This window comes from Pseudomonas sp. TWRC1-2 (assembly GCF_049896685.1).
Lineage (GTDB): Bacteria > Pseudomonadota > Gammaproteobacteria > Pseudomonadales > Pseudomonadaceae > Aquipseudomonas.
Genome location: NZ_JAFCUU010000006.1, coordinates 371,609 through 383,376, shown reverse-complemented (window position 1 = coordinate 383,376; position 11,768 = coordinate 371,609). Strand labels below are relative to the sequence as shown.

At 62.7% G+C, this 11,768-nt stretch carries 10 protein-coding genes; 2 read left to right on the top strand and 8 right to left on the bottom strand.

Annotation, left to right across the window (positions count from 1 at the left end; all coding sequences use genetic code 11):
* Positions 1–60: 60 nt before the first annotated feature.
* The 8 genes from ACP7B3_RS19645 to ACP7B3_RS19610 are packed head-to-tail and all read right to left on the bottom strand — an operon-like array spanning position 61 to position 7,674.
* Positions 61–1,233, bottom strand: a complete 1,173-nt coding sequence (locus ACP7B3_RS19645) for an ABC transporter substrate-binding protein (RefSeq protein WP_145161435.1) — start codon at positions 1,231–1,233, stop codon at positions 61–63.
* Entirely contained in the window at positions 1,230–2,204 is a 975-nt protein-coding gene (locus ACP7B3_RS19640; RefSeq protein ID WP_404487064.1) for a CobW family GTP-binding protein, read from the bottom strand. The genes ACP7B3_RS19645 and ACP7B3_RS19640 overlap by 4 nt, the downstream gene beginning before the upstream one ends.
* Complete coding sequence (locus tag ACP7B3_RS19635) at positions 2,201–2,497, bottom strand: hypothetical protein (protein WP_145161429.1); 297 nt, start codon at positions 2,495–2,497, stop codon at positions 2,201–2,203. Before ACP7B3_RS19635 ends, ACP7B3_RS19640 begins: the two co-directional genes overlap by 4 nt.
* A gap of 13 nt (positions 2,498–2,510) precedes the next feature.
* Positions 2,511–3,260: an SDR family NAD(P)-dependent oxidoreductase gene (locus ACP7B3_RS19630; protein WP_242194485.1), complete on the bottom strand. Its 750-nt coding sequence runs from the start codon at positions 3,258–3,260 to the stop codon at positions 2,511–2,513.
* A 49-nt stretch (positions 3,261–3,309) separates the two neighbouring features.
* The gene (locus ACP7B3_RS19625; RefSeq protein WP_145161424.1) at positions 3,310–4,071 is read right to left on the bottom strand and encodes an SDR family NAD(P)-dependent oxidoreductase; all 762 of its coding nucleotides are present in this window, start codon (positions 4,069–4,071) and stop codon (positions 3,310–3,312) included.
* Positions 4,072–4,081: 10 nt separating this feature from the next.
* A complete protein-coding gene (locus ACP7B3_RS19620; RefSeq protein WP_145161421.1) occupies positions 4,082–5,422 on the bottom strand; it encodes an MFS transporter in 1,341 nt (446 codons plus the stop codon).
* A 30-nt stretch (positions 5,423–5,452) separates the two neighbouring features.
* Positions 5,453–6,331: a polysaccharide deacetylase family protein gene (locus tag ACP7B3_RS19615; protein ID WP_053254585.1), complete on the bottom strand. Its 879-nt coding sequence runs from the start codon at positions 6,329–6,331 to the stop codon at positions 5,453–5,455.
* Between the two features lie 11 nt (positions 6,332–6,342).
* Positions 6,343–7,674: an amidase gene (locus tag ACP7B3_RS19610; RefSeq protein WP_369300899.1), complete on the bottom strand. Its 1,332-nt coding sequence runs from the start codon at positions 7,672–7,674 to the stop codon at positions 6,343–6,345.
* 348 nt (positions 7,675–8,022) lie between these two features.
* Here ACP7B3_RS19610 and ACP7B3_RS19605 point away from each other — a divergent pair, with 348 nt between their 5' ends.
* Together ACP7B3_RS19605 and lon are read left to right on the top strand one after the other, a co-directional pair.
* On the top strand, positions 8,023–9,012 hold the full coding sequence (locus tag ACP7B3_RS19605) for a GntR family transcriptional regulator (RefSeq protein WP_145161414.1): 990 nt from the start codon (positions 8,023–8,025) through the stop codon (positions 9,010–9,012).
* 153 nt (positions 9,013–9,165) lie between these two features.
* Positions 9,166–11,589, top strand: coding sequence for an endopeptidase La (gene lon, locus ACP7B3_RS19600; protein WP_242194493.1), 2,424 nt, complete (start codon positions 9,166–9,168; stop codon positions 11,587–11,589).
* The last annotated feature ends 179 nt before the right edge of the window (positions 11,590–11,768 follow it).

Genomic DNA, 11,768 nt, shown 5'->3' with positions numbered 1-11,768 from the left:
CGCTTGGCTCGGAGGGCTGGTGGGGCATAGCCCCAAGCTGGGTAACGGGGACGTACGCAATCACACGCGCGCGCGCATGAAATCCCCCCACCGCCGCACCAGGTAATTGTGCTCATCCATTACCGAGTTCCACACCGCAATGTGGCCCATGCGCTGCTCATAGGAGCCACCATCACGCACCTCGCCGACGTCGATCAACGGCAAGCCATCACTGCCGAGCAGCTCTTCACGGGCGGGCTTGCCGGCATACCAGTAATCCCACTCGGCGCTGCTCAAATGATCGCGGGTGCGCGCCGGGTTACCGATGTAATAGCCCTGACGCGCCATCACCGCCCCCGGCCAGCCGGATAACCACCAATTCAGATAAGCATAAGCCGCATCCAGCACCGGCCCCTGGGCATGGCGCGACAGCGACAACCCACCAAACCATCCGCGGTACCCTTCACGGGGCACCGCCAGCCGATACTTCACGCCTGCCCGGTGCAAGCGCATCAGGGTCGGCGACCACAGACTCTGGATATCGATGCTGGGGCTCAGCATCAACTGCGCGGCCTCTTCATCATCCGACCAGAACGCCGCAAAGTGCCCCTCCTTCTGCTTGCGCACCAGAATGTCAGCCAGTACATCGATCTCTTCGATGCTCATATTGCCGATGTCTTTGAACTGCGCCAGCCCCGCGCCCTGCACCGCCAACGCGGCATCCAGCGCGCCTATCGCGGCATCGCTTTGCAGCGCAGTGCGCGCGCTCCAGGCCGGGTCGAGCAGCCAGCCCCAGCTTTCATTGCCGTGGCTGAAGCCTTCGGGCAAACGCTCCGGGCGGTAGGCAAAACTGTCGGCGTTATGGGTCAACGGCAGCATGCTGATGCGCTCGGTGACGCTGCTGCCAAGGCTGCCGTCGTGCTGCACGAACAGGCGCTCGCTGGGTACGCTGCCGCCGCCCAACCGGTCGTTGGCCGACAAGCGACCACGCTTGGGCAAATCATTGATCTCGTGCCACAAGGCGATGCGCCGTGTGTCGATGGGCTGGATAGCCCGCGCCGGCCAGACGAAATCAACGTTGTGAAACCATTGGTCGTAGAGGTCGTAGCTGTCGGGCTGCATCACGGCGATGCGCTGGGCCTGCGCCACGTCGTGCACCTGATAGACCAGGCGAATACCCAGCTCTTTTTCGGCGCGAACGCGCAAGCATTCCAGCAGGGTCACGGACGTACCGAGCACACGTAATGTGATCATGCTGCGAAGCGCCGTGAGAACACCTCGAAGGAGCGCCGCAACAGCGCCGGGTCGAGGCCGCGCAGGATAAACACCAGACGCGACTGGCGGTCGGTGCCGGGCCACGCGGGCAAATGCACCGGGGCATGCAGGCAGTGCTGCACGCCATGAATGACGATGGGGGCCGAGCTTGCGTTCACGTTGAGCAGTCCTTTGACGCGAAGGATTCGTTCGCCGTGGCATCTTAACAGCATCGACAACCAGACCCCGAAGCCGACCCAGTCCAGCGGTTGGTCGAAGCTCAGGCAGCACACTTGCGCGGCGCCGTGGGTGGCGGTGGTGGTCTGATGCAGTTGCCAGCGGCTGACTTCAACGGCCGGTTCGGCGCTGCGCACGCCTTCGCCAAGCAGCAACTGATCGCCGCTGTGAACCTCATGGGTATCGAGAATCGGCGTCCCCGCATTGAGTGCCCGCAAGTGCGCGCGCAGCGCTTCACAGTCGCCGACCAAGTCGGTCTTGCTCAGCAGCAAGCGGTCGGCCGCCGCAACCTGGGCCAGCCATTCCGGGTGCAGGCGCTCTTGCAACGTGGCGTGACTGGCATCGACCAGCGTGATCACCAGGCCGATATGAAAACGCCCGCGCAGTTGCACATCGTTGTTCAGCGTGGCCAGGATCGGCGCCGGATCGGCCAACCCGGTGGTCTCCAGGATCACCCGTTTGAACGCCGGAACTTCACCGCGCTCGCGCCGTTGCAACAGGGCGAGCAACGCCTCCTTGAGCTCGCCGCGAATCGAACAGCACACGCAACCGCTGGGCAGCAGCACGGTGTCCGGCGCAACTTCTTCCACCAGCAGATGATCGATGCCGACATCGCCGAACTCATTGATCAGCAACGCCGTGTCACCCAGGCTTTCACCTTGCAGCAGGCGCTTGAGCAAGGTGGTTTTGCCGCTGCCGAGGAAACCGGTAATGACGTTGAGGGCAATGCTCATGATGACTCCAGGTGATCAAGCAAGCGGGGGTCCAGCGGATCCAGCGGGCGACCGAGCATGTTTTCAGCCGCTTGCCAGAGTTGATCCAGGCCACTTGCCAGGGCCTGTTTGCCGGTGGCGCCCAACAACAGGTAAGACGCGCCCTGGAAGTCTTCGACCTTGAGCCGGAACACCGCCAGCACCTGGTTGATCGCGGCGATCCGGCGCAGGCGTTCGCGGCGCCGGGGCAGCTCATCGCCCAAGGGATCGCTCCAGTGCAGGTCTTCGCCGAGTAATCCGCAGAGTCCGCACATGGTTACACCTCACTCATGGCATGACATCGCCGGAGTTCGGGCCCAGGGTCTGGCCGACAAACAGGTTGCCACCCGGCTCACTGGCCAGCAGCACGGCGGTGGGCGCGACTTCATCGGCCAGGCCGAAACGGCCCAGGGGCAATTCGGCGGCCTTGGCGCGCTTCCAGTCGTCGCTGATGCCGCCCACCAGCGGCGTTTCGATAGGGCCCGGCGCGATAGCGTTGACCAGCACATTGTCCTTGGCCACTTCCAGCGCCAGGGATTTGGTGAAACCGATCACGCCAGCCTTGGCGGCGGCGTAATGGGTCAGCTCGGCGCCGCCCTTGATGCCCAATTGCGAGGCCACATTGATGATGCGTCCCCAGCGTTGCGCCAGCATGTGCGGCAAGGCGCGCTGGCTGGCGACGAAGACGCTGGTGAGGTCGACGCGCAACATGTCGTTCCACATGTCGATGGAGAGGTCGACGCAGCGGGCCTGGGTGAGCATGCCGGCATTGTTGACCAGAATGTCGATGCCGCCGAAGTGCTCGACGCAGCGGTCGACGCTGGCCTGGGCGCCTTCGACAGTGCCGACGTCAGCCAGGCATTCAAACACTTCGGCGCCGAGGTTGCGGCAGGTGATGGCGGTTTCGGCAAGGCTGGCGGCGTTACGGTCGGCCAGCAGCAGCCGAGCGCCCTCGGCGGCGTAGGCGCGGGCAATGGCGGCACCGATGCCGCTGCCAGCGCCGGTGATGACGGCGCGGCGGTTATTCAGTTGAGGCATACAAAATCTCCTAAAAAAACACGGTCCCCATTTTTTGCACCGCGTACAGTCAGTCAGGCCAGCGCACGGTCAAGCCGCCGTCGATGACGATGCTCTGCCCAGTCAGATAACTCGACGCCTCACTGGTCAAAAACTGCACCAACGAGGCCACCTCATCCGCCCGCCCTACCCGGCCCAGCGGAATCGCCCGCGCCGCCTTCGCCAACCCTTCAGGCCCCAACGAGTTCTTCGCATCCAGCGACTGCGGCGTCTCGATCAAGCCCGGAATCACTGCGTTGCAACGGATGCCCAAGGGCGCCAACTCCACCGCCAGCGACCGGCACAACCCCGGCACGCCGGCCTTGGCCGCCGCGTAATGGCTGTGCTCCTGCCAGCCATACACGCCGCCGGCAATCGACGAAATCGCTACCAGCGCGCCGCCCTCGCCCATATGCCGGGTGGCCGCGCGGAAGGTGCGCATCACCCCCGTCAGGTCGACATTGAGCATCTCGTTCCACAACGCATCGGTCATGTCCAACAACGGTGCGCGACGCAGCAAACCGGCATTGGCCACTGCGTAATCCAGGCGGCCGAAATGCTGCACGGCCTGCGCGGCCAGCGCGTCCACCGAGGCGGTGTCGCCCACGTCCAGCGGTAGCATCAGGCACTCACCACCGGCTTCTTCCACCAGCGCCACGGTGGTGTGCGGGTCGTGCGGATCGGCCGGGTAATACCCGCCCACCACCGCCACGCCATTGCGCGCATAGGCCACGGCCAGGGCTTGGCCGATGCCGCTGGCGGCACCGGTAATCAGAGCAACTTTACGGCTCATCTCACACTCCTCACTGAACGGTTTCCGGGCGCACATGGCGAGCGGCAAACATCAGCGCACCGGACAAAAAGCATGGCAGCGCGCCGAACCACAGCGCGGCGGTCTGCCAGTCGCTGCCGGCGGACAACACTTGGGTGGCGCCAAAACCTGCCACCACCGCCCCAATCGGGCCCATGGCATGAATGATCGCGCCACCGGTGGCGCGGATGCTGGTGGGGAAACTCTCGCTGATAAAAAACAGCGCCGCCGAGTACGGCCCGATCAGGAAGAACAGGCCCAGGCTGTAGAGCCCCACCACCATCGCCATATTGCTTGGCCCAAACAGCATCCCGGCAAACGCCAGGCCGCCGAGCATCCAGCCCAGACCGATGACATTGCGACGGCCGATTTTGTCGCCCATCCAGCCATGAGTCAGGTAACCGCAGTACCCCACCAGGTTCGACAGCACGAGGATGATCAGCGAATTCTCGAACGAGATATGGTGCACGCTGACGATCACCGAAGTCCCCAGCACGCTGAACACCTGGATGGCCGCCCAGTTGAGCAACAGCGCGGCGCCGATCACCAGCGTGGCGCGGCGGGCCGGGCCACGGAAGGCGGCTTTGAGGCCGGCCTTGCTGTGTTCGTCATAGTCCACGCCGTAGGTCACGGCGACGTTCTGCGCCTCTTTCACCGCGCCACTTTTACGCAGTTCGCTGATGCGCTGGTGAATCTGGAACTGCGGGCTCTCCTTGAGCTTGCGCGCCATGATCGCAATCACGATGGCCGGGATAGCGGCAAAGATGAAGCAACCCTGCCAGCCGATGACCGGCAACAGCAGCGCGGTCAACCCGGCGGCGATCAGCGCACCGACCGGCCAGCCGCCCTGCACCAGGCTGTAGATAAACCCGCGCCGCTTGGTCAGGCGCGGGTCTTCAGAGGCGCCATACAGCTCGCTCAGATACGTGGCGTTGACAGTTTCCTCGGCGTAGCCCAGGCCACCCAACGAGCGGATCAGAATCAGCGGCGACTTGCCCCACGCCCCGCCAATCGCAGTGAGTGCCGAGCACAGCGCGGAGCCGGCCACGGTAAAAATAATGCCTTTGCGCCGTCCCAATTTATCCACGACCGGGCCAATGGCAAAGGCAACCACTGCCGTGCCCACCGCCACCCAGGTCGCGATTTCAGCTTGCTCCACTTCTCCCCAGCCAAAGTGCCGGCCGATCTCCGGCAGCAAGGTGCCAAAGAGGATGAAGTCATACACCGCAAACACCCAGGCGAAAAACGCGATCCAGGTGGCGAAGCGCACTTCCTGGGACGTCAGTTGCCGGGGTTTCCAGCCAGTCAGGTCAAGCTTGTTGTAGATGGACATAAATCGCGCCTCGGGGGTGTGGGCTAAGGGTCAGGAACGCGGTTGGCGGCGGATAAAGTCGTCGGCGATTTCGTCGAAGGTGACGAAGCGCACGCCGGCATGGCTCTGGATGTGTTCGATCAGGCGCTCAAGCATCAGCAGCACTTGCGGGCGACCGGACACGTCGGGGTGAATGGTCATGGTGAACACCGCGTGTTCGTGTTCGCGGTAAACCCAGTCGAACTGGTCGCGCCACATTTCTTCCAGGTGGCGCGGGTTGACGAAGCCGTGGCTGTTGGGGGCTTTTTTGATGAACATCATTGGCGGCAGGTCGTCGAGGTACCAGTTGGCCGGGATCTCCACCAGGTCGGTTTCCTCGCCGCGCACCAGCGGTTTCATCCAGGTGTCGGGGTGCTGGCTGTAGTCGATCTTGGTCCAGCTGTCGCCCTTGCGTACGTAGTAGGGGTGGAAGTCGTTGTGCATCAGGCTGTGGTCATACTTGATGCCTTTTTTCAGCAGCAGCTCGTTGGTGACCTTGCTGAATTCCCACCACGGCGCGACGTAGCCGGTCGGACGTTTGCCGGTGACCTGGGTGATCAGCTCGATGGATTTATCCAGGACGATTTCTTCCTGTTCGGCCGTCATCGCAATCGGGTTTTCATGGCTGTAGCCGTGCACGCCAATTTCGTGACCGGCGTCGGCCACCGCCTTCATCTGCTCGGGGAAGGTTTCCATCGAGTGGCCGGGAATAAACCAGGTGGTGCGCAGGCCATAGCGTTCGAACAATTTGAGCAAGCGCGGCGCGCCGATTTCACCGGCGAACAGGCCGCGCGAGATGTCGTCCGGCGAGTCTTCACCGCCGTAGGAACCGAGCCAGCCGGCGACGGCGTCAACGTCGACGCCAAATGCACAGAGAATGTCTTTAGCCATGATATGTCTCCTTAAATAGTCATTACGGATTCGACGGACAACGCCACGCGCAACAGGCGTGCGTCTTCCCCCGACGGGGCGCTGAGCAGCAGCCCGGTGGGCAGGCCCAGGGCATCGCGGCCGCTGGGCAGGCTGACGCCAGGCATGTCGAGCAGACTGCCGGGCATGGTCAGGCGCAGGGTGGCGAGGTTGGTTTTCACGAACAGCTCGTCGTCGGCCTCCAACGGGGCCAACGGGGGTGCAACATGGGCAACGGTCGGGGTAATCAGCACGGCGCCGTCGAGCTCGTCGACCAGTTGGCACTGCAGGCGACGGCGTTCGTCGATCAGGTGCAGCAACTGACTGGCGGGCAACGAACGTGCAGCTTCCAGGCGGCGTCGTACGCGCGGGTCGAGCAGGTCGGCGTCGCGGCTGTCGAGCAAGGCCTCGTGCAGCGCGAAGGCTTCGAATGAGCCGAGCCAGCCGTCCTGCTTGATCAGGTTGAGCGTGGCCTGGAAGGTGGCTGACGGGCGCACCTCGATCAGCGCGCCTGCGGCCTTGATGAGGTCCATGGCGCGCAGCAGGTTATTGCGTACGGCCGGTTCGATGTCTTCCAGCGCGCCTTGCTCGAGCACAAAGCGTTGCCCCTTGAGGCTGCGGGCAACATGGGTTTGCGTGCGGCCATTGAGCAGGTCGTCGATCACCAGAGCATCGCGCACGCTGCGGGTCAGCGGGCCGAGGCTGTCGAGGGTGTGCGCCAGCGGGAATACCCCGTCGCGGCTGTAGCGTCGGCTGCTGCTGCGGTAGCCCACCACGCCGTTGAGCGCGGCCGGAATGCGGATCGAGCCGGCGGTGTCGGTGCCCATGGCGATTGGCACAATGCCGCCGGCCACGGCGACGGCCGAGCCGGATGACGAGCCACCGGGAATACGCGGTTGATCGCTGCCGTTCGGGTTATACGGCGTGCCGAAATGCGGGTTCAGGCCCAAGCCGGAATAAGCCAGTTCGCTGAGGTTGGTCTTGCCGAGACTGACCATCCCTGCGCGGCACAACAGGCCCACGCTCGGCGCATCGAGCAACGCCGCTGGCGCCTCGCGACGGTAAGCGGCGCCGGCGGTCGTGATGCTGCCGGCGACATCAAACAGGTCCTTCCAGGCCAGCGGCACACCATCGAACACGCTCAACGGTTGCCCGGCACGCCAACGGGCTGCGGCGGCTTCGGCTTCGCGACGGGCGCGCTCGGCCGTCAGGGAAATAAACACGGTGGGCGCCATGCTCGCATGCAGCAGCGCCTGTTCGAGGACTTGCACCGGGTCACTGCGACCGCTGGCGAACGCTTCGGCCATTGATGTGGCGTCTGACATCAAGATGCACCTCATAAAACGTATATATTAATAAAATGTACATTTTACAAAGGCAGCTTTCGTGCCAGTCTTTGGTGCCGCCATTTTTGCACGAGCGCGTTTCTGCCCTTGAGCTACGGGCTAGATGGTTTTGTAGGAAACAAATAGATTGGCAAAGGCGTGGGCACGGGCCTTGAATGAAATAATGTATCTTTTATTAATAAGTACATTTTGGTGCAGAAAAGTAACAGGGTGACGGTCAAGGCCCCAAAAAAGTGCCAGCAGCGTGGCGCAGAGTGACAGGGTAACTATGAGAGAATCCCCGACCACTTTCCTACAAGCCCTTCAACTCTTTACCTAGAGAAGCAGATGAAAGCAGTGTCCGCCTCGGCCTCCCGTTACGCGATGATTCACACGCTGTTGCGTGATGCGATCGTCAACGGCACCGCCCGCCATGGGCTGGTCTTGCTGGAAGCGCCGCTGGCCGAGTTGTTCGGCACCAGCCGCGTGCCGGTGCGCAAGGCGCTGGACCTGCTGCACGACGAAGGCCTGATCTGCCGCTTCAATGGCCGCGGGTACCTGATCAACCCCGAAGGCCTGGCCATGGAGCCGCTGCGCCTGCCCTTGAGCCCTGCGCACCTGGGCCTCAACGGCGATGACGAGTTGGTAGACACCCGCCCGCTCGGCGAACGGATCGTCGAGGAAATCGGCGCGGCGTTGTCCACCTGCATTGCCTTCGGCCATTACCGCCTGGATGAGCAAGCCGCCGCCGACCATTACGGCGTCAGCCGCGCCGTGGTGCGTGAAGCCCTGATGCGCTTGCGCGACCGTGGCCTGGTGGAAAAAGAGCCCTATTCCCAATGGCTGGCCGGGCCGCTGACCGCGCGCGAGGTGACCGAAGACTACGAACTGCGGGCCTGCCTGGAACCCGAAGCCCTGCGCCAGAGCGCGCCGAACCTCGACCGCGACATGCTCGAAGCCATGTTGCAGCGCGTGCTGGCGGCTCAAGAAAGCCCACAGTGCAGCCTGCAAGCCATTGAGCAGATCGAAGAGGACTTGCACCAGCGCTGCCTTGCCGGCCTGCAAAACCGCAAGATCGCCGCGCTGATTCGCCAGGGCCAGAGCCCGATGATCATCAGCCGGATTTTCTACCGTTTACTGGGGATCGGCGCCGATCCCGCCATGCTCGCCGAACACCGCTTGATTCTGGAGCTGCTGCTGCACGGTGCATATGACGCGGCGGCGCTGAATTTGCGTGAGCATTTGCAGCGGGCACGCCAGCGGATGCTGCAGCGCTTGAAGGTGTTGTCGGTGCTGCCGGAACAGCCATTGCCGGCTTATCTTCACAAAATCAGCTGACGGCGCTCGGTACACAATGCTGGCTTGCCTGCTCCCACAGGGGAAAGCGGTGTTTCGAAAATATTATGCAATTTGTTGCTAACTGCGCCCCGCCATTGAAACCACCGCTGCCCCGCCCCATCTAAGCTGCATACTTCCTTATGCAGGTGCCCCATGAGCGACCAGCAAGAATTCCCGGACATCGACCTGAACGATTACGCCGACCCCGAAAACGCTGAACACCAAGCTTCGTCCAACACCGGCCTGGCCCTGCCTGGGCAAAACCTGCCGGACAAGGTCTACATCATCCCGATCCACAATCGGCCGTTCTTCCCGGCGCAAGTGCTGCCGGTCATCGTCAACGAAGAACCGTGGGCCGAGACCCTGGAGCTGGTGAGCAAATCCGACCACCACTCCCTTGCGCTGTTTTTCATGGACACCCCGCCAGAAGACCCGCGCCATTTCGATACCTCCAGCCTGCCGCTGTACGGCACGCTGGTGAAGGTGCACCACGCCAGTCGCGAAAACGGCAAGCTGCAATTCGTCGCCCAGGGCCTGACCCGCGTGCGCATCAAAACCTGGCTCAAGCATCACCGCCCGCCGTACCTGGTGGAAGTCGAATACCCGCACCAGCCGACCGAGCCGACCGACGAGGTCAAGGCCTACGGCATGGCGCTGATCAATGCGATCAAGGAACTGCTGCCGCTCAACCCGCTGTACAGCGAAGAGTTGAAGAACTACCTCAACCGCTTCAGCCCCAACGACCCGTCGCCGCTCACCGACTTCGCCGCCGCGTTGACCTCGGCCACCGGCAACGAGCTGCAGGAAGTGCTGGACTGTGTGCCCATGCTCAAGCGCATGGAAAAAGTCCTGCCGATGCTGCGCAAGGAAGTTGAAGTCGCGCGCCTGCAAAAGGAAATCTCCGCCGAGGTGAACCGCAAGATCGGCGAGCACCAGCGCGAGTTCTTCCTCAAGGAACAGCTCAAGGTCATCCAGCAGGAGCTGGGCCTGACCAAGGACGACCGCAGCGCGGATGTCGAGCAGTTCGAACAACGCCTGATGGGCAAAGTACTGCCGACCCAGGCGCAAAAACGCATCAGCGAAGAAATGAACAAACTGTCGATCCTGGAAACGGGTTCGCCGGAATACGCCGTTACGCGCAACTACCTGGACTGGGCCACCTCGGTGCCGTGGGGCGTGTACGGCGAAGACAAGCTCGACCTGAAACACGCCCGCAAGGTGCTGGACAAGCACCATGCGGGCCTGGATGACATCAAGAGCCGCATCCTCGAGTTTCTCGCGGTGGGCGCCTATAAAGGTGAAGTCGCCGGTTCCATCGTGCTGCTGGTCGGCCCGCCGGGCGTGGGCAAGACCAGCGTGGGTAAATCCATCGCCGAGTCCCTGGGCCGGCCGTTCTATCGCTTCAGTGTCGGCGGCATGCGCGACGAGGCCGAGATCAAAGGCCATCGCCGTACCTACATCGGCGCCCTGCCGGGCAAGCTGGTGCAGGCGCTCAAAGATGTGGAGGTGATGAACCCGGTGATCATGCTCGATGAGATCGACAAGATGGGCCAGAGCTTCCAGGGCGACCCGGCGTCGGCCTTGCTGGAAACCCTCGACCCGGAACAGAACGTCGAATTCCTCGATCACTACCTGGACCTGCGCCTGGACCTGTCCAAGGTGTTGTTCGTCTGCACGGCGAACACGCTTGATTCGATCCCGGGCCCATTGCTGGACCGGATGGAAGTGATTCGCCTGTCGGGCTATATCACCGAAGAAAAGGTTGCCATCGCCAAGCGCCACCTGTGGCCAAAACAGTTGGAAAAGGCCGGGGTGTCGAAAAACACCCTGACCATCAGCGACGGCGCCCTGCGCGCGCTGATCGACGGCTACGCACGCGAAGCCGGGGTGCGCCAGTTGGAAAAACAGCTGGGCAAACTGGTGCGCAAGGCCGTGGTCAAGCTGCTGGACGAGCCGGACTCGGTGATCAAGATCGGCAACAAGGATTTGGAAAGCTCCTTGGGCATGCCGGTGTTTCGCAATGAGCAAGTGCTGTCCGGTACCGGCGTGATCACAGGCCTGGCCTGGACCAGCATGGGCGGCGCGACCCTGCCGATCGAGGCGACGCGCATCCACACGCTCAATCGTGGCTTCAAGCTCACCGGGCAACTGGGTGAGGTGATGAAAGAGTCCGCCGAGATTGCCTACAGCTACATCAGCTCCAACCTCAAGTCGTTTGGCGGCGATCCGAAGTTCTTCGACGAAGCCTTCGTGCACTTGCACGTGCCGGAAGGTGCTACGCCCAAAGATGGCCCAAGCGCCGGCGTGACCATGGCCAGTGCGTTGCTGTCGCTGGCGCGTAACCAGCCACCGAAAAAAGGCGTGGCGATGACCGGCGAGCTGACGCTGACCGGGCATGTACTGCCGATTGGCGGGGTGCGTGAGAAAGTGATTGCGGCGCGGCGCCAGAAGATTCACGAGCTGATTTTGCCAGAGCCCAACCGTGGCAGCTTTGAAGAGCTGCCGGAGTACCTGAAAGAAGGCATGACGGTGCACTTTGCCAAGCGCTTTGCGGATGTGGCGAAGGTGTTGTTCTGACCATTGTGTAATGCCTGAACTGGCCTCATCGGGGCAAGCCCCCTCCCACCATTTGACTGCGTTCCAAAGAATGTACTCGGTTAACTGTAGGAGGGGGCTTGCCCCCGATCAGGCCAGCCCTGCCAACACAAAAGCCCGCCTTGTCACACCTTGTCTCATCTTCGGTTATGCTCGCCCTT